The sequence below is a fragment of the Rahnella laticis genome, from assembly GCF_015644585.1.
GTDB classification, from domain to species: domain Bacteria; phylum Pseudomonadota; class Gammaproteobacteria; order Enterobacterales; family Enterobacteriaceae; genus Rahnella; species Rahnella laticis.
This window is the reverse complement of record NZ_JADOBI010000019.1, coordinates 1-20,952: the sequence shown is the minus strand read 5'-3', so window position 1 is coordinate 20,952 and position 20,952 is coordinate 1. Positions and strand designations below refer to the sequence as shown.

The window sequence follows — 20,952 nt, the reverse complement described above, 5'->3', positions numbered from 1 at the left end:
TGTTTTTGGCCTTATGATTAATACCAATTATCGCCTATCAATAAGACCCATTATGGCTACCCTGCCCCAACCATCAGCACTGATTACTCTTTTTGAAAACGCGGCCGAAATGTCCGGCCTGCGCGACCGGCTTTGCTCAGTTCTGCGGCAGGCCATTAATACCGGTGCGCTGACCGTCGGGCAGCGACTTCCTTCTTCACGAGTGCTGGCTGCCGATTTAAAACTCTCACGCATTACCGTAGAAGCGGCCTATGCGCAGATAGAGGCCGAAGGGTATTTGCAGCGCCAGACCGGAAAAGGCACGTTTGTCAGCCAGTCGCTTCCCCGCCCTTCCGCACCGCGTGCGAATGGCAGCGCACCGGTGAAACTTTCCACGCTTTCAGCACGTGGCCGGAATATTGTGGCAACCGGCGGCTGTAACGACCCGCAATTTCCCAGGGCTTTTGCAGCAGGCTCCCCGGATTTACGCGCGTTTCCCCTGAAAATCTGGAAGCAAATCACCGGTAAACAGCTGCGTACACACGGCGAACGTTTGCTGGGATATGGCGATCCGCAGGGATATTTGCCCCTTCGCGAGGCGATTGCCAGTTATCTGCAACAGTCACGCGGTGTACTGTGTTCCGCTGATCACATCATGATCACCACCAGTTCCCAGCAGGCGCTGCAACTGCTGTCGATGTTGCTGATTGATCCCAACGATACGGTCTGGCTTGAGGAACCCGGTTATCCGGGAGCGCGCAATGCGTTTACCAGTGCCGGTGCGCGCCTTTGTGCAATACCGGTGGATGAACAGGGCATCAATCCTGCTGCCGACTCTCCTTCGCCGCGCCTGATCTATCTCACGCCTTCTCACCATTATCCGACCGGCGTAAGCCTGAGTCTGCCCCGCCGTCTGCATTTGCTGGATTACGCCAGACGTCACGAAAGCTGGATCATCGAGGACGATTACGACAGCGAACTGCATTACGACGGACGCCCGCTTCCGGCCATGCAGGGGCTGGATAAGCATCAGCAGGTTATTTATCTGGGCACCTTCTCGAAGGTTTTATTCCCGTCGCTGCGTCTGGCTTATATCGTGCTGCCTCCGTCACTGGTCGCACCGATGGTGACGCTGCGCACCGTCAGTGACGGCCATTCTTCACAGCTGATGCAGGCGGTAACCGCTGAATTTATGCAAAGCGGTCATTTCGCCTCGCACCTGCGTCTTTCCCGCCAGCTTTATCACAGCCGCCGCGATCATCTGCTGGAGCAAATCAGGCAAAAAATTGACTGGCTGACCCCGCAGGTTGCAGCCGGAGGCTTACAACTTGCGGCGCATTTGCCCGCCGGACAAGAGCAGCGGCTCAGCGCACTGGCCGCAAAAGCGGGTGTTGAAACACCACGCCTCTCACCGCTGTTTCTCAATCAGAGCGAACCGCATGCGCTGCATCGTGATGGCTGGCTTCTGGGCTTTTCAGCCCTTACGCCCGCTGAAATCACCTTCGCCGTTAACCGGCTGGCCGCTCTCGATACCGGCGCGCTCAGCTGACTAACGGAAGCAGGAACCAGCCGGCAAGACCGCTGAACAGCAGAAACGGGAAAGAGTAAAAGTGGAATTTCAGCCAGATTTTTCTGTCATTCGCCATACGCAGCGCAATCAGGTTAGCCAGCGATCCCATCGCCAGACCAAAGCCACCGGCGTTCACGGCGTAGGCGAGTAACGGGCCGGAAGGCAGATAGTTGATCATCAGGATCGTCGCCGGAACGTTGCTGATCACCTGAGATAAACCGATGCTCAGCAAATAATGTCCGTAATCCGGCAGCCCGTGAATGCGCGCGAAGACCGGCTGTAAAACGTCTAAACCGACAATCAGGCGTACATCGATAAACATCACGATAAACACCAGAATCAGCGGCCAGTCGATCCGCAGCAGGACTTTTCGCGCCAGCAGCAGAAAACACAAAATCACCGCGAGCAATCCGTACAGCGCCAGCCCCAGATCCACGCAGGCTATAAACACGACATACAACACACCGCAGCTGGCTAAAAGGCGTTTCTGAAACGGATAGCCCTGATTGTTCGCCGTTTTTTTAAGGCTGCGCGACGGGAAACAAAAGCCGGTGACAATCAGCAATGCAACCAGCGTTACCAGCGCCAGCGGAGCCATTTGCCCGATAAAATGCAGGAATGACTGGCCGGATTTATTCCATAAAAGGATATTTTGCGGATTGCCAATCGGTGTCAGTAAAGAGCCCGCGTTCACCGCCAGTGCTTCGAAAATGATCAGCCGCGTAACCGGCAGCGACGTCAGTTTTTTCAACGTAATCGTCAGCGGGATCACGATAAACAGCGCGACGTCATTGGTCATAAAGGTGGAAAGCACGGCGGCAGCCGTGACCAGAAACAGCGCCAGCCTGCGTTCGTTGTCGATGGCGTTAATCATCTTGCGGCCAACAAAATCAAAGTAGCCGCTGACCTCAACGCCTTTGGTCAGCATCAGCAGGCCGAGCAAGGTGATGATGGTGTCCCAGTCGACGAACTGCGGAAACTGCATGATTTTCTCAGTCTGGAAGAGCGTCAGGACGACGCCCAGCAACACCAGAAGATGCAAGAATCTGTCGCGAAGAAAGGGTTTAAAAACTGTGCTGAAAGCCGTTGTAAGCATGGTTTTTCTTAATCAAAAAAGCCGGTTATCCGATGCGCTGACGTTACCCGAAGAAATTAATTGCTGCCACTCCAAAAGTGATTTCCCCGAGGCATCGCGCAAATAAAAAACCGGCACTGCAAATATTGCAGTGCCGGAAGGGAATTCACCTCAAAAAAGCCCGAATTCAGCTCAGGGCTGAGGCCGTTTTCAGCGCCTTTTTCTGACGCTGCCAACGCACAATATCAATCATCAGGAATATCAGCAGGCTGCCGCCCATGACCGGCAATGAAATGGCTAAACCCAGAGTGACCAGCGCTATCGGGCATTGCAGGGCAAAAGGCACCCGTTTCCAGGTTTGCAACAAGGTGATGGCCGGGCTGCTGCTGCCGGCATCGCCCTGACGGCGCAGCCACCACAACCGGTATCCCCAAGCAATCATCGCGCAAAGCCCGGTGCCAAAGGCAACCAGAATGACCTGATTCCAGACGCCAAACAGGATGCCCATGTGAGCATCAACGCCCCAGCGCGTGAGTTTCGCCAGCAGCGGGAAGTCCGCAAAACGCACGTGATCGGTAATCTGTAATGAAGCCGGATCCACGGAAACCGCATCAACCTGTGTCGGCCAGCTGCGGTCAACTTCCGTCACCGTCCACGCTTTACCGGCGGTATAAGCCGGGCGGATTTCTATCCGGTGCGCCTCAATACCTGACGCCCTTGCCGCCTGAACAACGCCATCGAAAGTGAGCGTGGAAACCGCCACAGTGGCCGGTGCGGCGGGCATCACATCACCCGACATGTCCATACCAGGCATATCGGGCATGTCGGCCATATGTGCATGATGTTCTGCATGTTCGTCTGCCGGGGCAGCCACTAACTCAGGAGATAAACTGGTTTTGACCGCCGGTGTCATCCAGCCCATGTAGGCACGCAAGACACCGATATTGTCCCCTGCCCACTGCGACCACGTCAGCCCCGTCGCGGAAAAGAACAACAGTCCGGCCAGCAGAATCACGCCCAGCGTGCTGTGCCAGTGGCGGCTGCGCTGCTGCTTTTCAATTTTTTCGCTCAGCTTGCGTGACGTTCGGGGTTTTCTGCGTCCGGTGAACCAGAGAACGACGCCGCCCAGCGCGGCTACCCATAACCACGAGGCGGCCAGTTCACTGTACACGCGGCCAATATCGCCCAGTAACAGCCCGCGATGTAAATCATCCAGCCAGGTGCGGAACGGCAGAATCCCGCTGGTTCCGTAAACTGTCATTTCGCCTTTTACCGCCAGCGTCACCGGGTCGATGAATATTGCCCGGCTTTTGGACGCGCCCAGCTGCGGATCAGAAAACATCACCCGCGTGGTATCTCCGCGTTCCGGCGCGGGTCTGACGGCATAAATTTTTGGATTTACCCCCGCCACGTTTATCGCCGCCTCTGTCTGGCGTGAAAGCGGCTGTGATGCACCCTGTGAATCGGTGAATAGCGCGTCAGCATACAGGTAATTTTCGAACTGCGGCGTCAGCACATACAGCGTGCCGGTCAGCGCAGCGACGAAAATAAACGGCCCGACAAACAGACCAATATAAAAATGCAGCCGCCGCAGCAGGGCCAGAAACGCGGTTTGCGCAGACAGTTTTTCACCCGCGTTTGCACGCAGATTTGCAGGCTGGTTCATAAATCTGATTTCCTGAATTTCAAATAGCACATCGCTAACGGCGAAAAATCGTCGTTAACCTGAAAAGGAATGGCTTAAAAAGGGAAGATCAGAAAACAGGCGGAGCGCGGGGTTGTGAATCGGTAAAGAACAGCGAAGGTACATAACGTTGTTTGAGAGAACGCGGAGGCGCACGGCTGGAAAGCTCCAGCGACCAGAGCATCGGCATGGCCTGTAAACCGAGCAGCGGTAAATGCGCCAGCAGCACACAATAACCGCAGGCAGCATCGCTCATATCGCCGGAAAGCAACCCTTTCACGGTGTCATGTTGCGCCGTTTTACAGGCTTGCGGATGGCAATGTTCACCTGATGTTTCGGTGTCTGACAACGCCATGTCAGCCATTTCCCCGTCCGGCATGTCCATATCGGACATCACCATTCCGGGCATCATCATGTGCTGCGCACCCTCAGCCACCCGTGATTTAGAAACCACCGGTGCGATAAACAACATCAAAATCGCCACAATACCCAGCCAGGCCGGGAAGTGCCGATGTCGGTGATGAAGGCGTTGGAGTGAGAGCATTATGTCAACAAGGTGAAAATAATAACCGGCGAAATTGTACCTGAAATGTTGGATTAGATATCCAAAATCATTCGAGTTGCATCAAGGCGGCAAGTGAATGAACCCGGGAGCTTACTGAAGTAAGTGACCGGGGTGAACGAACGAAGCCAACGCAGAGGCGGCTTGAAGGATGAAGGATATAAAAAGCCCGCATTAAGCGGGCTTCAATTTATGGCTTAACGACAGGAATTATTTGTCGTTTTTCAGCTTACGCATCACCAGAGTGGCGTTGGTACCACCGAAGCCGAAGCTGTTGGACATCACAGTCGTCAGCTCGCGCTGAGTCGGTTTAGTGATGATGTCCATGCCTTCTGCCTGCTCATCGAGGTTTTCGATGTTGATGCTTGGCGCGATGAAACCGTGTTCAGCCATCAGCAAGGTGTAGATAGCTTCCTGCACGCCCGCGGCACCCAGAGAGTGACCGGTCATGGCTTTGGTGGAAGACAGTGCCGGAGTTTTGGAACCGAACACTTCACGGATTGCACCCAGTTCTTTCACGTCGCCGACAGGGGTAGAAGTCCCGTGAACGTTAACGTAATCGATTGGGGTATCCACGCCGTTCATTGCCATTTTCATGCAACGCACTGCGCCTTCGCCAGATGGAGCTACCATGTCTGCGCCGTCAGACGTTGCGCCGTAGCCAACGATTTCTGCGTAGATATGTGCGCCACGTGCCAGAGCGTGTTCCAGCTCTTCAACCACGACCATACCGCCGCCGCCTGCAATGACGAAACCGTCACGCGCTTTGTCGTAGGTACGGGAGGCTTTTTCAGGGGTTTCGTTGTAGCTGGTGGATAATGCGCCCATCGCGTCGAACTCACACGCCATTTCCCAGCACAGTTCTTCACCGCCACCGGCAAAGACAACGTCCTGTTTGCCGAGCTGAATCATTTCTACCGCGTTACCGATGCAGTGAGCAGAGGTTGCGCAGGCAGAGCTGATGGAATAGTTAACGCCACGAATTTTGAACGGGGTTGCCAGGCAGGCAGAAACGCCGGAAGCCATCGCTTTGGTCACCATGTAAGGGCCAACGCCGCGCAGGCCTTTGGCACGCATGCCGTCGGAACCCGCAACCTGGTTGCGTGGAGAACCGCCGCCGGAACCTGCAATCAGGCCGGTACGTTCGTTAGAAACCATTTCAGGGGTCAGACCGGAGTCTTCAATCGCCTGTTGCATGGAAAGGTAAGCGTAGATCGAGGCATCACTCATGAAACGCACAATCTTACGATCGATAAGGCCTGCGGTGTCTAATTTGACATCACCCCAGACGTGACTACGCATCCCGGCATCTTTCAGCTCTTGCGAGAAGGTGATCCCAGAGCGACCTTCCTGCAGAGATGCAAGAACTTCCTGCTTGTTGTTACCGATGCTCGAGATGATACCCAGGCCAGTAATCACTGCACGTTTCATTTAATACCTCTTGTACTATTCACCATTTGGGATTTCGTCACGCACTCTAGCGTACAGTTGTACGCCGAACAAGTCCGATCAGCAATTCCTTGTGTAAATCGCGGTAAATTTGCGCGAGGTCAAACGCAGCGTTAAACTCCGGCATCGCCTTGAACTGAGAGAGTTTCACGTGAGCCATAACCCGATCACGCCGGCTGAATTAAGCTGGAACGAACAGGGTACACCTGTTTCCCGACATTTTGATGACGTCTATTTTTCCAATCAGGACGGCTTGTTGGAAACACGTCATGTCTTTCTGAATGGCAACCATTTTCCGGCGCGTTTTTCCGCCCACCCTCGCCCGCTTTGCATCATTGCCGAAACCGGTTTTGGCACCGGGCTGAACTTCCTGACGCTGTGGCAGGCGTTCGATGCTTTCCGCGCTGAAAGCCCCGACGCCACGCTGCAACGCCTGCATTTCATCAGCTACGAAAAATTCCCCTTATCCGCCAGCGATCTGGCTGCTGCCCATGCGCAATGGCCTGAACTGGCCGCGTATTCCGCCGAGCTTTGCGAACAATGGCCGATGCCGTTCGCCGGTTGTCACCGCCTTTTACTCGCGGGCGGGCGCATCACGCTCGACCTGTGGTTTGGCGATGTGACTACCCTGCTGCCTGCATGTGACACCAGTATGAATCAGCAGGTCGATGCCTGGTTCCTGGACGGATTTGCGCCATCAAAGAATCCGGACATGTGGACGGAAGAACTCTTCCGTTCGATGGCCAAAATGACCCGCCCGCAGGGAACGTTCGCCACTTTCACGGTCGCCGGTTTTGTGCGTCGCGGCTTGCAGGACGCGGGTTTTGACATCGCAAAAGTGCCCGGATTCGGTGAAAAGCGGCATATGTTATCCGGCGTTTTGCCCGCGGGAATTGATATTCCTCATCCTGCACCGTGGTATTTCCGCCCGCCTGCTAAAAATGCCACTGAATTTGCGATTCTTGGCGGCGGCGTCGCCAGTGCCGTACTTTCGCTGGCGCTGTTGCGCCGTGGTTATGCCGTAACGCTGTACTGCGCCGATGAAAAACCGGCGCTGGGCGCATCCGGTAACCGTCAGGGCGCGGTTTATCCGCTGCTCAATGGCCGGGGCGACACGCTGGAACAGTTCTTTGCACATGCCTTTACGTTCGCCCGTCGCCAGTATTTCCAGCTGGAAAAGCTGGGCGTGCCTTTTGATCACGGCTGGAGCGGTGTTACCCAACTGGGATATGACGAAAAAAGTCAGGGCAAAATTAACGGAATTTTGGGCGGCAACTGGCCGGAAGGGCTGGCGAAAGGGCTGAGTGAAACCGATGTCGAAGCCTTATGCGGATTGCCTTGCGGTAGCGGCGGTATTACCTATCCGCTTGGCGCATGGTTATGCCCGGCGGAGCTGACCGCCTCGCTGCTCGCACTGGCGCAAACGCAGGGATTAGCGCTGCATTATCGCCAGCGGGTCACGGAATTAAGCCGCGACGCAAACGAAAGCTGGACGCTGAAATTTGCCGACGGGCATGAAACCCGCCATCAGGCTGTGGTGCTGGCAAATGGCGCAGATATCACTGATTTCGTGCAAAGTGAAAAGCTGCCGGTCTACGCGGTCAGCGGTCAGGTTTCGCATATTCCCACCACGCCGGAACTGAGCAAGCTCAGACAAGTGTTGTGCTACGACGGCTACCTGACGCCGGTGAACCCGCTCAACCAGCATCATTGCATCGGTGCCAGCTATCATCGCGCCGATAAATGTACGGATTACCGCGAAGACGATCAGCAGGAAAACCGTCAGCGTTTGCTGAACTGTCTGCCGGAGCAACAATGGCCGAAAGACGTGGATGTCAGTGACGCACAGGCGCGGAACGGCGTGCGTTGCGCCACACGCGATCACCTGCCAATGATCGGGGCCGTTTCCGATTACGAGGCGCTTTTAGAAAGTTATCAGAAGTTAGATCTCGACGTTCAGCGCCATCGTCCGGTCGCCAATGCGCCGGTGCATGAGAATCTTTTCCTGTTTGGCGCACTCGGCTCGCGTGGCCTGAGTTCTGCGCCGCTCGGTGCCGAAGTGCTGGCCGCGCAGATTGCCGGTGAGCCATTGCCGCTGGACAGTGAAACGCTGGCCGCGCTGAATCCGAACCGGATGTGGGTAAGAAAATTACTCAAAGGCCGCCCGGTCGAATCCCGCTGATTGCCCTTTTCAGGCAATAAAAAAGCGCAGCCGTAACACCGTGCTGCGCTTTTTTTTACAGAAATCCCGGCTAGTTTGGTAAAGAAGCCTGATACAAAGTCTCCCACATCCCCTGAACCAGAGCCTGATCGCGCGGTGATAATTCACCGGCATTGATGGCTTTATCCAGGCCATCCTGAACACGAATTTTCAGCGCTTCGGCGGTATGTTCGCCATTCTCTTCCGCCTCGGCAACCGCGACGGTCAGATGGCCTCGCAGATAACCACTGGCAAATAATTCATCGTCGCTGGCGCTTTCGACCATGTCGTCGATCAGCGTTAAAATCCGCGTTTCAAATTCTGCGATCATTACTCTTCCTCGTATCCGGACTCTGTTTTTTTATTCAATCGGCTGCAACGCAGGGAAATCCGCAGGCGTTAAAGGGGCGGTATTGTAAAACGATTGTAACGCTTTAATAAAGCGCGCCGGTCTTTCAGCGATGCCCTGATCCAGCATGCGGAGCACTTCCTCACGCACTTTGTTCTGGAAGCCCACGCGGTCTGGTTCGCAATCGCCGCTCAGGTTGTCACAGCTCACGTTGAAATTAAAGCCGGCAGCGGCACAGAACAGCCATTCATAAGACTGGGGTTTGATTTCGACTTTTTCGAATTCGCTTTGGGTTTGCGCATCGCGGCCATCCGGGCAATACCAGTAACCGAAATCCACCAGCTTGCGGCGTTCAGCGCCTGCGACGCACCAGTGGGAAATCTCGTGCATCCCGCTGGCGTAATAGCCGTGTGCAAACACAATGCGGTTAAACGTTTCCTGCTCATCGGCGGGCAGGTAGATCGGTTCGTCGTCGCCTTTCACCAGGCGCACGTTGAATTCCTCAAAGAAACAGGAATCAAAAATGTCCATCAATTGATGATAGTTATGTGTTGCAGTCGAATCAGACATATTTGCTGTGAAACTCTGTAAGTAAGATCAGGGGCGACAATATACCCTTGGTTGAATGACCTATTTCATGACTTCGGGCAAGCATTCTGCAGCTTCAAATATGGAGGGCAAGCCACTGGTGGATTTCAGCACCGTGGTTGTCATAAATAAGTTTACAGCTCATCACCACGGAAACCACCACCACCATCGGGCGGATCATCTTCTGGCCTTTGCTGAGTACCATCCGCGCGCCGAGACGTGCGCCGATAAACTGCCCTGCCATCATCACAAATCCTAATCCCCAGACCACTTTGCCACCCAAAATGAAGAACAGCAGGCCACCAAAGTTTGAGGTGAAGTTCAGGACCTTGGCGTGCGCCGTGGCTTTCGCGAGGTTAAAACCACATAACGTCACAAAGCCTAATGCGTAAAACGAACCGGCACCGGGGCCGAAAAAGCCATCATAAAACCCGACGCAGCCGCCGCCGACCAGCGCATAAGGCAGCGCAGAAAGACGCCGCTGGCGATCGCTTTCGCCCAGTTTAGGGGTCAGCAGGAAATACAGCCCGATGCAGATGATCAGCAGCGGCAGGATCTGACGCAGCATATCGGCCTGTAAACGCTGGATCAGGATCGCTCCCAGTACAGAACCCACAAACGTGCAGGCAATGTTGAGCTTCTGATCGTTAAGATCCACCACTTTCCGGCGCACGAAATACAGGCTGGCGGAGAAAGAACCGCCTACCGCCGAAAGCTTGTTGGTTGCAATCGCCTGAGCCGGAGAAACCCCGGCTGCCAGCAATGCAGGCAGGCTGATAAGGCCGCCACCGCCTGCGATTGAATCAATAAATCCCGCCACTAACGCGACTAAAAACAGAACACCTACTACCCAGGGGGCAACAATCAACCAGTCCATTTTTCTATCAGTCCCGCTTTACGTGGCGAAGAGTTATTGAAACGTTGTTAAAGAACGTGTTTATCCAGCAGCGCCTGACACGTTGGCGGCAGCGGAGGTGGCTCAGATTTCACCGGTTTACCTGTCGGAGGTTTCGGTGGCAGGAACCAGCTTTGCAGCTCGGCACCACATCCGTCACCCGGAGGCGGCGGAGCCTGATTTTCACATTCGGTACTGCCTGCCGGGCAACGCAGACGCACATGCATATGCGCACGATGGCCAAACCACGGACGCACTTTGTGCAGCCATTCACGGTCTGCGCCCGCATCCTGACAAAGCTGTTGTTTGATCGCCGCATTCACAAAAATGCGCACCACGTCTTTATCCTGCGCTGCCATTTTGATCAGCGTTTCGATACGCGGTTGCCACTGGCCCGGCACAATAGATTTGCCGTTAGCACTGACCAGATCGATAGGCTGTGGTTTCAGCAACATCTGCTCGCTCCAGCGCTGACGGGGCAGTTGCAGCCAGATATCCACATCCAGCCCGGACTGATGGCTGGCATGTCCGCTGCTGAAACGCCCGCCCGCAGGCATCGCCATATCGCCGACCAGCATGGTTCCCAGCCCTTTTTGCTGCGCCTGAGTACCGAGTCGCGTGATGAACGCCAGTAAATCCGGCTGGCCGAAATAACGACGCTGATCGGTACGCATTACCTGATAATCCGGTGAATTCAGCGGCAAAGGTTGTGCACCAATCTGACATCCGTTGGCGTAACTTCCCACTGCCTGCGGCGCGCCGGAAATCGGTTGAGTAATTTTCTGCCAGGGCGTTGCCGCCATAGCCGGTGCGCAGAGCGCGAGCGCCAGAAGACTGGCGCAGGCGGTTTTAAACGCAGGAACGTTGCGTAAGAATTTCATCGAAGGCTTACCAGCGTGGCACGGTGGAATGAACGTCGCCGTTCTGGGCACGCTGACGCAGCAGGTGATCCATCAGCACAATCGCCATCATGGCTTCGGCGATTGGCACGGCGCGGATCCCCACGCACGGATCGTGACGGCCTTTGGTGATCATCTCGACCTGCTCGCCTTCACGGTTAATGGTGCGTCCCGGAACGGTGATGCTGGACGTTGGTTTCAGCGCCAGATGCGCAACCACCGGCTGACCGCTGCTGATCCCGCCGAGAATGCCGCCCGCATGGTTGCTTTCAAAACCGTTTGGCGTAATTTCGTCACGGTTTTCGCTGCCACGTTTGCTGACCACGGCAAAACCGTCACCGATTTCCACGCCTTTTACGGCGTTAATGCTCATCAGCGCATGCGCCAGATCGGCATCGAGACGGTCGAATACAGGCTCGCCAAGGCCAACCGGCACATGCTCGGCAACCACGGTAATTTTGGCACCAATCGAGTCGCCTTCTTTTTTCAGGCTGCGCATCAGTTCGTCCAGCGCTTCGAGTTTGCTTTCATCCGGGCAGAAGAACGGGTTGGTTTCGACCAGATCCCAGTCTTTCAGTTCGCAGGTGATGTCGCCCATCTGGGACATATAGCCGCGCACTTTTACGCCGAATTTTTCGAGCAGGTATTTCTTCGCGACCGCGCCTGCGGCCACGCGCATTGCGGTTTCACGGGCAGAAGAACGGCCGCCACCGCGATAGTCGCGTACGCCGTATTTTTGTTCGTAGGTGTAATCGGCATGGCCCGGACGGAATACGTCTTTGATCGCGCTGTAATCCTGCGAGCGCTGGTCGGTATTCTGGATAATCAGGCCGATGCTGGTTCCCGTCGTTACGCCTTCAAATACGCCGGACAGGATTTTGACTTCATCCGCTTCACGGCGCTGCGTGGTGTAACGCGAGGTTCCCGGACGACGACGGTCGAGGTCGTGTTGCAGGTCTGCTTCTGTCAGCGAGATGCCCGGCGGTACGCCGTCAATGATGCAGCCGAGTGCCACACCGTGAGATTCGCCGAAGGTGGTGACGCGGAAAAACTGCCCAATACTGTTCCCTGCCATCACGGCTCCTTAACCATTTATAAGTTGTTTATTTGCAAAATGACCGGCTGACGCACAGCCGGTCAACAGGGTATTTAGTCGCGGTAAGCGCGGAACTCTTCTGCACAATCAAGCAGTTGCTGTTTAGTCAGCATGAAGACACCGTCACCGCCGTTTTCGAATTCCAGCCAGGTGAACGGGATCTCAGGATATTGATCCATCAGATGTACCATGCTGTTGCCCACTTCACAAATCAGCACGCCGTCATCGGTCAGGTAATCCGGTGCGCAGGCCAGAATGCGGCGCGTCAGTTTCAGGCCATCGCTGCCGGAGGCCAGACCGAGCACCGGTTCATGGCGGTATTCCTGCGGCAAATCGGACATGTCTTCTTCGTCAACGTACGGCGGGTTCGTGACGATCAGGTCGTATTGCAGCGGCGGCAATTCACGGAACAGGTCAGAACGGATTGGTGTAACCCAGTTTTCGATGCCGTGCGTGTCGATATTGCGCTCAGCCACGGCCAGCGCGTCCGCGGAGATATCCACGGCGTCCACTTCCGTTTCCGGGAAAGCATAAGCACAGGCAATCGCAATGCAGCCGCTGCCGGTACACATGTCGAGGATGTGCTGAGGTTTGTCGTGCAAAATGCCGGAGAAGCGGTGGCTAATCAGTTCACCAATCGGCGAACGCGGCACCAGAACGCGCTCATCGACATAAAATTCCATGTCGCAGAACCAGGCTTTGTTGGTCAGATAGGCGACCGGAATGCGCTCGTTGACGCGGCGGATAACGCGCTCAACGATACGGTGACGCTCGCTGGAGGTCAGACGCGCCGTGTGCATGTCTTCAGGAATGTCGAGCGGTAAAAACACGCTTGGCAAAACCAGCTGCACGGCTTCGTCCCACGGATTATCGGTGCCATGACCGTAATAAACATTGGCCGCGTTGAGGCGGCTGACGGTCCAGCGCAGCATGTCCTGAATGGTATGCAGTTCACTGACGGCTTCGTCGACGAAAATTTTGTCCAATTTTGTTCTCCAGGCAGTACAGGGTTTTTAACAGACGTTTAACCCGTAATTTTCCGCATAGTTTGCCACGAAGCCCGCCACAAATCAGCAGCTAGTCAACGCACTTGCGCGACGCCTCGAAGAATTTAACCCTGAGTTTTCTTTAAACCGCAGGGTGACGGAAGGTACACTGTCGGAATTGAGCGAAAATGACGATAAAAAAATGAAGAAAAAACACCGGCTGAGCCCGGAGGAAGCGGCCCTGTTTCGTGAAGCCGTACCGGGCGTCAAGCGCCTGAAAAACGATACAATTACTCACCGTCCGCTGCGGAAAAAAGTGTCAGAACTGTCGCCGAAAAAGCTGATTCAGGAGCAGGTGGACGCCAGTTATTATTTTTCTGATGAATTCCAGCCGATGTTGCAGGAAGAAGGCCCGGTTCGTCACATCCGGCCAGACGTCAGCCATTTTGAATTGAAGAAATTGCGCCGCGGAGATTATTCCCCCGAGCTGTTTCTTGATTTGCACGGTTTAACGCAGAAAGAAGCAAAGCAGGAATTAGGGGCGCTGATCGCCGCCTGCCGCCGCGAACACGTTCACTGTGCGTGCGTCATGCACGGCCACGGCAAGCATATTCTCAAGCAGCAAACCCCGCTGTGGCTGGCTCAGCATCCTGACGTTGAAGCCTTCCATCAGGCCCCCAAAGAGTTGGGCGGCACTGCGGCGTTACTGGTGCTTGTCGAACTGGATGACAAAATCAGCTGACTACATTGGCGAATACCAGAAAGCAGAAAGGCACAGCGCGTTTCCACGACTGTGCCTTTCTTTTGTTTAATATTCCGTCCCGGAAAATTAAACCTTAGCCATCACCTGGCACGGACTGAATTGCCAGTCAAAGCTGCCCTGCCCGGTTTGCGCATTCAGCTCCACGCTTGCCATGGCAGAGGTGGCGAACATCGGCGGGCAAACTCCCGGACACAATTCTGCGACCAGGTAACCGACCAGCGGCAGGTGGGAAACCACCAGCACCGCATTGACGCCCGTTTGCGCCAGATGCTGCAATTCACTGGCAACCAGAGCAGGATCGCCGCCCGGTGTCAGTTCTTTCAGAATATCAATCTCAACGTTTTCAGGCAGAGACAGACACTGACGAACTTTTTCGAGTGTCTGCTGCGCACGCAGGTACGGACTGACCAGAACGCGGTCAATGGTGATACCCCGGCCATTCAGCCATGCCGCCATATGTACTGATTCGTCACATCCGCATTCGCTTAACGGACGAACCGAATCGCTGGCTGCTTCAAGAACCGCATCACCGTGACGCATAATTACAACTTGCATATTGCACCGCTTTTGTTAACAAAAATAGCGCTATACAGAAACGCCTTGCGTGCTGTATTACCCATTGCCCAGCCTTTTTGATCGCCGTTCGGACGACCCTTCTCATGACAAGATAACTGTAAGGCAGTACATCCACTTAACACGCTGTGCCCACAAATTCTGTCTGTGCAGCAACAGCGGTCGGGCATTTTGCCTGAAAGTTCGCGTAAAGAAAACGCTGTTTTTTACACCAACCCTTACAGCTTGTAAACTGTTCAGGCGAATATTTAACCACTCGGGTTGTAGATCAACCGCTTGGGATTGTTCGTACACAAAGCCGGCCTCACCATAAAAAAGATCCCGCGCGCTGTCGTCAGGCGGCAAGCAGGATCTGTTCCAGATTGTCGCGAAACTCAGCATTAAGCAGTGACGAGGGTCACACTCTGCCGACCTTTTCGCGCGCCTCTCTCAGGGACAGAAACGCCCGCCCTGCTCCGCCCGCTGACGCAGACCGTCACACGGCGTGAAATGCTCACCGTAACGCTGCGCCAGTTGTTCCAGCGTTTTCACCACGCTGGCAGCACCGAGCGTGTCGATGTAACGGAACGGCCCGCCGCGAAACGGCGGAAAACCAATACCAAAGACTGCGCCCAGATCACCATCACGGGCGCTGCGGATAACATTTTCATCCAGGCAGCGGACGGCTTCGTTCAGCATCAGCATGACGCAGCGCTGTGCGATCTCTTCACCCGACAGCTGCGCTTTTGGCGTGACATTGAGCAAACGATAGACCGAAGGATCGACCTGTTTTTTCTTCGCCCCGCGCCCTTTCTGGCCGTAGAGATAGAAACCTTTGCCATTTTTACGGCCTTTGCGGTCGTCTTGCAGGACTGCGTCAAAGCCGGATGGCGCGGCAAAACGCTCGCCAAACGCCTCCACCAGAATCGGGCCGATTTTAGTGCCGACATCAATGCCCACTTCGTCGAGAAGCTGAACTGGCCCGACAGGGAAGCCAAAGTTCACCAGCGCATTATCGATGTGATCGACAGGCTCACCGGCCAGCAGGCAGCGCGCCGCTTCGTTGATATAAGGAGCAAGAATGCGGTTTACGTAGAACCCGGCGCTGTCACCGACCACAATCGCCGTTTTCCCCTGTTTCTTCGCCAGCGTTACCGTGGTCGAAATCGTCTGCGCACTGGTGCCCGCATGGGGAATAACTTCCACCAGCGGCATTTTGTCTACCGGGCTGAAATAATGCAGGCCGATTACCTGCTCAGGCCTTGTGGCCTTTTCCGCAATCTGATGAATCGGCAAAGAAGAGGTGTTTGAAGCAAATATGGTACGCGGTGCCGCATTTTTCTCGATCTCTGCCACCATGGATTGCTTGAGCGCCAGGTCTTCAAATACCGCTTCCACCACGATATCAATCTGCGAAAAACCGCTGTAATCCGTCGTCCCCGAAATCAGCATCATCTGCCGCTGCTGTTCGTTACGGGTGAGCCTGCGGCTGCGGACTTTTTTCTCCAGCAGATCCCAGCTGTATTTCAGCGCGTGGCGGATGCCTTCGTGATTAATATCTTTAATGCGCACCGGCAGCCCGGCGCGGGTCGCGGTGACATTCGCAATACCGCCGCCCATCAGCCCGCCACCGAGGATCCCGACGCGGTGAACCGGCAACGGCTCAGCGTCAGCGCCTTTTTCTTTTTTCAGCGCCGTCGAGGCAAAGAATAAACCGCGAAGCGCGGCAGATTGCGGCGTCATCACCAGTTCGCCAAACGCTTTGGCCTCAGCCTGATAGCCGTTTCCGCTGCCCTGGTCGAGGCCAGTTTTCACCACATCAATAATTTTTTCCGTGGCCGGATAATTACCGTGCGTTTTTGCGCGGGTCTGTTTGCGCACAAAATAGAACAACAGGCTTTTCCCCAGCGGACCGCCCGCCAGCCGCGCCTGCCACGGTAAAGGTGGCCGGGATTTTCGGCCTTTGGCGACACGTTCCAGCGCGGTTTTCAGCAAAATAGAATAAGGCACGGCGTCGTCCACCAGCCCCATTCTCAGCGCCTGTTTCGCGCGAATGCTGCGCCCGGTGAGCATCATATCCAGCGCTTTCGGCGCGCCTATTAAACGTGGTAAACGCTGCGTACCGCCCGAACCGGGTAACAGCCCGAGCTGAACTTCCGGCAGGCCGAGCTGCGTCTTGTCATCCAGCGAACAGACGCGCGAATGGCACGCCAGCGCCAGTTCGAGCCCGCCGCCGAGACAGGCACCGTGAATAGCCGCGACGACCGGTACGGAAAACGACGCAATCTGCGACATGACCGTCTGGCCTTTTTGCGCCAGTTCGCTGGCTTCAGCCGCCGTTTTGCAGCCGGAAATCATCGTGATGTCGGCACCGGCAATAAATGAGTCGCTTTTACCGGAAACCAGCACCAGACCTTTCAGATTCGGATACTGCTGCGCTTTTTGCAAAATAGCGCAGATTTGCTGAGCAAATTCAGCCTTCAGGGTATTCACTTTTTCACCGGGAACATCAATGGTGATGATGCCGACATGTTCTGCCGTAAACATCAGCGAGAAAGCGGAAACCGGCTCTGCGGATGACTGTTCTGCCAGCACGGAATTGTCCATATTGTCCCTCATTGCGCTGCCTCCAGAATCATTGCTGCACCCAGACCACCGGCGGCACAGGCGGTGGTCAGCCCGTATTTTCCGCCGCGACGGCGTAATTCATGCAGCGTTTGCGTGATCATCCGTGCGCCGGTTGCGGCAAACGGATGGCCGTAGGCCAGCGAACCGCCTAAAACGTTGAATTTATCCCAGTCGATTTCGCCAACGGCCTGACTGCGCCCCAGTTTTTCGCGGGCGAATTCGTCACTGGCCAGCATTTTGATATTTGCCAGCGTCTGCGCGGCAAAGGCTTCATGCATATCAATCAGATCCAGATCCGCCAGCGTCAGTCCGGCGCGATCTAACGCCAGCGGCGTGGCGTATGCCGGGCCGAGAAGCATGTCTTCCCAGACGTCAATGGCGGAAAACGCAAAGCTCTTCAGATAGCCCAGCGGCTCAAGCCCTAATTCACGGGCGCGGGATTCGCTCATCATCAGAACGGCAGCGGCGCCGTCGGTGAGCGGCGTACTGGTTGCCGCCGTCACGGTGCCGTGTTTACGGTCGAATGCCGGACGCAGTTTCGCGTACTGCCCGATTTCTGAATTCAGGCGGATGTTGTTGTCTTTTTGCAGCACTTCACGATAGGGCGGAACCTGCGCCGCCATCACCTGTGAGTTCAGATAGCCCTGTTCCCACGCCAGCGCGGCCAGCGTGTGCGAACGGTGCGCCAGCTCATCCTGCTGTTCGCGGGAAATCCCATGGCTTTTTGCCATCTGTTCAGCGGTATCGCCCATGCGCAGGCCGGTGGAATATTCCGCCACCGCCGGAGGAACCGGCAGCAGATCGCGTAATTTCAGTTTGCTGAAAATCGAAAGGCGCTGCGACAGTGTGCGCGCTTTATTGACATCAACCAGTGCCCGGGCGAGGCGTTTACTGACACCAATCGGCAGTACCGATGAGGAATCGGCCCCGCCCGCAATCCCGACGCGCACTGTGCCGCTGAGAATACTTTCGGCCACGTTCGCCACCGCCTGAAAACTGGTCGCACAGGCGCGGGAAACGCTGTAAGCGTCGGTCGAAACATTCATTCCGGTGCCGAGCACAATTTCGCGCGCAATATTCGGCGCTTCGGGCATCTGGACAACCTGTCCGAACACCAGCTGATCAATGTCTTTCGGATCGATTCCACTTTTCGCCAGCAGCTCGCTGACCACGGTTTTACCTAAATCCACAGCAGGGATCCCGTGATAGGCGGTGGCCTGCTTGGCAAACGGCGTGCGCAAACCATCGACAATCGCAATGCGATCGCCTTCACGCGTAACCAGTGGAATGACTTTGTTCATACAAGCTCCTGAGTAAATAGGGTCTTAAGAGGTCAGACCTGATAACTCAGTGTTAACTATGTATTTACATTTGGCAAAGTGAAAGGTAATGAAGTGCGAGCAACAGCAAATTTTTCTGAAATGAGAGTGAAAAGAAAGAGGCTGGAAAAATAGCAGACAAAAAAATACCGCTGTCTGGCAGCGGTATTTTAAAAGCACGATTAATTAACGTAATCCGAGCTGGAAGATCATGGTCTCTGCCTGGCAGGAGAAAGTGAAATCCACTTTCAGCTCAACGCCACCGTCAACTTTTTCAATCTTGCTGTTAATTTCGCAAGGCTCTGATTCAACGCCGCGTGCGCGTTCGGTCAGGGTTTGCAGCATTTCTTTGGCCTGCGCTTCGTTTTCGAAGACGCGCAGGTAAGAAGCGGTACAGTCGGTGTTGTCCATAATGGTGCCGACATCAACACAACAGCAGGCAGCCGTTTCTTCGGCGCCACATTTGTTGATGGAATGCAGAGGTTGGGTGGATTTAGAGGACATGGTTACGTCAGACATAATTTTCTCCCCGGCATCAACGGCAACGTCCACCGTCTGGCCTGATTGCGAATTAAAGAATTATTTTCAGCCTGTATTTTACGCCAGCGGTTGGGCTACAGCTAGCACTTACTTTTTATGTGCCTTTGAAGTGATCCAGATCACGTAAATGTAATGAATCGATGATTAATACGTCAACGTTCTCACTTTAGCGTTTCTTAATTGAACTTTTATTGTTGGTTTTTTGTTAAGTGGATCCAATTTCTTGCATCAAATAAGAAATATCAATGAAACATCATTGCAACTACACCACAGGTCAGACCTATACTTCGCTCACTGGTCTGATTTGTCAGACTGATAACGAACCCTACAATCCCGCGCTCATTGTTACTTGATGTAACATTGTTTGATAAAAACATAAAATTGAGGTTTTGGTCATGAACCAGAAAAACCTGTTTAAAAGATCAGCTCTGGCAGCTGCAGTGGCAATTGTTTCCTCCAACGTATACGCGGCAGGTTTTCAGCTCAATGAATACACCGCCGCCGGTTTAGGCCGTTCCTTCTCGGGTGAAGGCGCTATCGCTGATACCGCAGCATCCGGAAGCCGTAACCCGGCGACGATGACAATGTTTAATCGTCCGGCGTTTTCCATCGGCGCAATCTATGTCGACCCGGATGTCGATGTTACAGGCAAGTCTCCGGTCACGGGTGCTGATACCAGTGCCAATAACATTGCACCGAACCAGTGGGTTCCGAATATCCACTTTATTATGCCGCTGAATGAGCAATGGGCTTTCGGCGCATCGGCGACCTCAAACTACGGTCTGGCGACAGAGTTTAATGATAATTATCCGGCAGGCCCGATTGGTGGCGAAACCGATCTGACCACCATCAACAATAACTTAAGCGTCGCTTACCGTTTGAACGAGCATTTCAGCTTCGGTCTGGGCTTTGATGCGGTCTATGCGAAAGCGAAAATCCGCCGTACTGCTGGCGAACTGGTGCCGATTAAAACCGGCGGTTTGCTGCCAGCTGATACCGAAGCCGCTAAGCTGAAAGGCAACGAATGGGGCTACGGCTGGAACGCCGGTATCCTGTACGAAGTGGATGACAACAACCGTTACGGCTTCACATATCGTTCAGAAGTGAAAATCGATTTCGATGGCGAATACCGCAACGGCATTCCGCAGGCATTGGGCGGCACGGGTGGCCACACGGTTCCGGGTTCCCTGACCCTGAACCTGCCAGAAATGTGGGAGTTGTCAGGTTATAACCGTGTCGCACCGAAATGGGCTATTCACTATAGCCTGGCGTACACCAGCTGGAGCCAGTTCCAGGAGCTGAAAGCCACCGGTTCTCAGGGCCAGACGCTGTTCCAGAAAGACGAAGGCTATCATGATGCTTACCGCATCGCGCTGGGTACCACCTATTACTACGACGAAAACTGGACATTCCGTACCGGTATCGCGTTTGATGACAGCCCGGTTCCGGCGGACAACCGCACCATTTCTATCCCGGATCAGGACCGTTTCTGGATTTCAGCCGGTACCACGTATGCGTTTACCAAAGATGCTTCCGTGGACGTCGGTGTCTCCTATATGCACGGCCAGACGGTGAATATCAGCGAGAAAGTGGCTGACGGCGTGCCGAATTATGAGTTCCAGGCTAAAGGCACCGCGATGTTGTACGGCGCGAACTTTAACTACAGCTTCTAATCGTTTTTCACGACCGAGCACATGACCAGTCCTGATATAGGTTGACACTTTTCAGCCTCAAAACGCCCGATGAACTTCATCGGGCGTTTTGTATTTTAACGACTGATGGGGCCGCTGCGTGTTGTAGATTTCCACCGACTCCCTG

The 20,952-nt window shown here is 54.7% G+C and carries 19 protein-coding genes; 4 read left to right on the top strand and 15 right to left on the bottom strand.

Going from position 1 to position 20,952, the window contains the following annotated elements; all coding sequences use genetic code 11:
* Positions 1-52: 52 nt before the first annotated feature.
* The gene (gene pdxR / locus IV433_RS25320) at positions 53-1,528 is read left to right on the top strand and encodes a MocR-like pyridoxine biosynthesis transcription factor PdxR (RefSeq protein WP_195816392.1); all 1,476 of its coding nucleotides are present in this window, start codon (positions 53-55) and stop codon (positions 1,526-1,528) included.
* On the opposite strand, the gene IV433_RS25315 is transcribed toward pdxR, so the two are convergent.
* The 4 genes from IV433_RS25315 to fabB form a co-directional block, all read right to left on the bottom strand.
* A complete protein-coding gene (locus tag IV433_RS25315) occupies positions 1,521-2,645 on the bottom strand; it encodes an SLC13 family permease (protein WP_195816393.1) in 1,125 nt (374 codons plus the stop codon). The genes pdxR and IV433_RS25315 overlap by 8 nt on opposite strands.
* Before the next feature lie 166 nt (positions 2,646-2,811).
* The gene (locus IV433_RS25310; RefSeq protein WP_195816394.1) at positions 2,812-4,290 is read right to left on the bottom strand and encodes a PepSY-associated TM helix domain-containing protein; all 1,479 of its coding nucleotides are present in this window, start codon (positions 4,288-4,290) and stop codon (positions 2,812-2,814) included.
* An 88-nt stretch (positions 4,291-4,378) separates the two neighbouring features.
* Complete coding sequence (locus tag IV433_RS25305; RefSeq protein WP_195816395.1) at positions 4,379-4,852, bottom strand: DUF2946 domain-containing protein; 474 nt, start codon at positions 4,850-4,852, stop codon at positions 4,379-4,381.
* A 228-nt stretch (positions 4,853-5,080) separates the two neighbouring features.
* Positions 5,081-6,301 (bottom strand): beta-ketoacyl-ACP synthase I, encoded by a 1,221-nt coding sequence (gene fabB, locus IV433_RS25300; protein ID WP_101076146.1) that lies wholly within the window; start codon positions 6,299-6,301, stop codon positions 5,081-5,083.
* 169 nt (positions 6,302-6,470) lie between these two features.
* On the opposite strand from fabB, the gene mnmC reads away from it, so the two are divergent.
* Entirely contained in the window at positions 6,471-8,501 is a 2,031-nt protein-coding gene (gene mnmC / locus IV433_RS25295) for a bifunctional tRNA (5-methylaminomethyl-2-thiouridine)(34)-methyltransferase MnmD/FAD-dependent 5-carboxymethylaminomethyl-2-thiouridine(34) oxidoreductase MnmC (RefSeq protein WP_195816396.1), read from the top strand.
* A 70-nt stretch (positions 8,502-8,571) separates the two neighbouring features.
* Here the strand turns inward: mnmC and IV433_RS25290 are convergent, their stop codons facing one another.
* From IV433_RS25290 to prmB, 6 genes are all read right to left on the bottom strand, one after another.
* A complete protein-coding gene (locus IV433_RS25290) occupies positions 8,572-8,850 on the bottom strand; it encodes a YfcL family protein (protein WP_195816397.1) in 279 nt (92 codons plus the stop codon).
* A 30-nt stretch (positions 8,851-8,880) separates the two neighbouring features.
* Complete coding sequence (locus tag IV433_RS25285) at positions 8,881-9,438, bottom strand: elongation factor P hydroxylase (protein ID WP_195816398.1); 558 nt, start codon at positions 9,436-9,438, stop codon at positions 8,881-8,883.
* A gap of 94 nt (positions 9,439-9,532) precedes the next feature.
* Positions 9,533-10,333, bottom strand: a complete 801-nt coding sequence (locus IV433_RS25280; protein WP_195816399.1) for a sulfite exporter TauE/SafE family protein — start codon at positions 10,331-10,333, stop codon at positions 9,533-9,535.
* 47 nt (positions 10,334-10,380) lie between these two features.
* Positions 10,381-11,154, bottom strand: a complete 774-nt coding sequence (gene mepA / locus IV433_RS25275) for a penicillin-insensitive murein endopeptidase (RefSeq protein WP_195816425.1) — start codon at positions 11,152-11,154, stop codon at positions 10,381-10,383.
* Between the two features lie 85 nt (positions 11,155-11,239).
* On the bottom strand, positions 11,240-12,325 hold the full coding sequence (aroC, locus tag IV433_RS25270; protein WP_195816400.1) for a chorismate synthase: 1,086 nt from the start codon (positions 12,323-12,325) through the stop codon (positions 11,240-11,242).
* Positions 12,326-12,399: 74 nt separating this feature from the next.
* Entirely contained in the window at positions 12,400-13,332 is a 933-nt protein-coding gene (prmB, locus tag IV433_RS25265) for a 50S ribosomal protein L3 N(5)-glutamine methyltransferase (protein WP_152324412.1), read from the bottom strand.
* 202 nt (positions 13,333-13,534) lie between these two features.
* On the opposite strand from prmB, the gene smrB reads away from it, so the two are divergent.
* Complete coding sequence (smrB, locus tag IV433_RS25260) at positions 13,535-14,074, top strand: endonuclease SmrB (RefSeq protein ID WP_104924666.1); 540 nt, start codon at positions 13,535-13,537, stop codon at positions 14,072-14,074.
* A gap of 87 nt (positions 14,075-14,161) precedes the next feature.
* Here smrB and sixA read toward each other — a convergent pair whose 3' ends face one another.
* The 4 genes from sixA to IV433_RS25240 all read right to left on the bottom strand — a co-directional run bounded on the left by sixA (position 14,162) and on the right by IV433_RS25240 (position 19,113).
* Positions 14,162-14,650, bottom strand: coding sequence for a phosphohistidine phosphatase SixA (gene sixA, locus IV433_RS25255; RefSeq protein WP_195816401.1), 489 nt, complete (start codon positions 14,648-14,650; stop codon positions 14,162-14,164).
* 447 nt (positions 14,651-15,097) lie between these two features.
* Positions 15,098-17,266, bottom strand: coding sequence for a fatty acid oxidation complex subunit alpha FadJ (gene fadJ / locus IV433_RS25250; protein ID WP_195816402.1), 2,169 nt, complete (start codon positions 17,264-17,266; stop codon positions 15,098-15,100).
* A complete protein-coding gene (gene fadI / locus IV433_RS25245) occupies positions 17,263-18,576 on the bottom strand; it encodes an acetyl-CoA C-acyltransferase FadI (protein ID WP_195816403.1) in 1,314 nt (437 codons plus the stop codon). Before fadI ends, fadJ begins: the two co-directional genes overlap by 4 nt.
* A gap of 204 nt (positions 18,577-18,780) precedes the next feature.
* Positions 18,781-19,113 carry a YfcZ/YiiS family protein gene (locus IV433_RS25240; protein ID WP_195816404.1) on the bottom strand — a complete coding sequence of 111 codons (333 nt, stop codon included), beginning with the start codon at positions 19,111-19,113 and terminating at the stop codon, positions 18,781-18,783.
* A gap of 416 nt (positions 19,114-19,529) precedes the next feature.
* Between IV433_RS25240 and fadL the strand changes: the two genes are divergently transcribed.
* Positions 19,530-20,807, top strand: coding sequence for a long-chain fatty acid transporter FadL (gene fadL / locus IV433_RS25235; RefSeq protein ID WP_195816405.1), 1,278 nt, complete (start codon positions 19,530-19,532; stop codon positions 20,805-20,807).
* Between the two features lie 57 nt (positions 20,808-20,864).
* On the opposite strand, the gene IV433_RS25230 is transcribed toward fadL, so the two are convergent.
* On the bottom strand, positions 20,865-20,952 hold an 88-nt coding region (locus IV433_RS25230; protein ID WP_195822787.1), incomplete at its 5' end, for an integrase core domain-containing protein.

Excerpts from the sequence above, each read along its gene's own strand:
- IV433_RS25315 (WP_195816393.1), bottom strand. The coding sequence starts at position 2,645 with ATGCTTACAACGGCTTTCAGCACAGTTTTTAAACCCTTTCTTCGCGAC.
- IV433_RS25280 (WP_195816399.1), bottom strand. The coding sequence starts at position 10,333 with ATGGACTGGTTGATTGTTGCCCCCTGGGTAGTAGGTGTTCTGTTTTTA.
- sixA (WP_195816401.1), bottom strand. The coding sequence starts at position 14,650 with ATGCAAGTTGTAATTATGCGTCACGGTGATGCGGTTCTTGAAGCAGCC.
- fabB (WP_101076146.1), bottom strand. The coding sequence starts at position 6,301 with ATGAAACGTGCAGTGATTACTGGCCTGGGTATCATCTCGAGCATCGGT.
- fadJ (WP_195816402.1), bottom strand. The coding sequence starts at position 17,266 with ATGAGGGACAATATGGACAATTCCGTGCTGGCAGAACAGTCATCCGCA.
- mepA (WP_195816425.1), bottom strand. The coding sequence starts at position 11,154 with ATGGCGGCAACGCCCTGGCAGAAAATTACTCAACCGATTTCCGGCGCG.
- IV433_RS25240 (WP_195816404.1), bottom strand. The coding sequence starts at position 19,113 with ATGTCTGACGTAACCATGTCCTCTAAATCCACCCAACCTCTGCATTCC.
- IV433_RS25285 (WP_195816398.1), bottom strand. The coding sequence starts at position 9,438 with ATGTCTGATTCGACTGCAACACATAACTATCATCAATTGATGGACATT.
- fadL (WP_195816405.1), top strand. The coding sequence starts at position 19,530 with ATGAACCAGAAAAACCTGTTTAAAAGATCAGCTCTGGCAGCTGCAGTG.
- IV433_RS25305 (WP_195816395.1), bottom strand. The coding sequence starts at position 4,852 with ATGCTCTCACTCCAACGCCTTCATCACCGACATCGGCACTTCCCGGCC.
- IV433_RS25290 (WP_195816397.1), bottom strand. The coding sequence starts at position 8,850 with ATGATCGCAGAATTTGAAACGCGGATTTTAACGCTGATCGACGACATG.
- aroC (WP_195816400.1), bottom strand. The coding sequence starts at position 12,325 with ATGGCAGGGAACAGTATTGGGCAGTTTTTCCGCGTCACCACCTTCGGC.
- pdxR (WP_195816392.1), top strand. The coding sequence starts at position 53 with ATGGCTACCCTGCCCCAACCATCAGCACTGATTACTCTTTTTGAAAAC.
- IV433_RS25310 (WP_195816394.1), bottom strand. The coding sequence starts at position 4,290 with ATGAACCAGCCTGCAAATCTGCGTGCAAACGCGGGTGAAAAACTGTCT.
- smrB (WP_104924666.1), top strand. The coding sequence starts at position 13,535 with ATGAAGAAAAAACACCGGCTGAGCCCGGAGGAAGCGGCCCTGTTTCGT.
- fadI (WP_195816403.1), bottom strand. The coding sequence starts at position 18,576 with ATGAACAAAGTCATTCCACTGGTTACGCGTGAAGGCGATCGCATTGCG.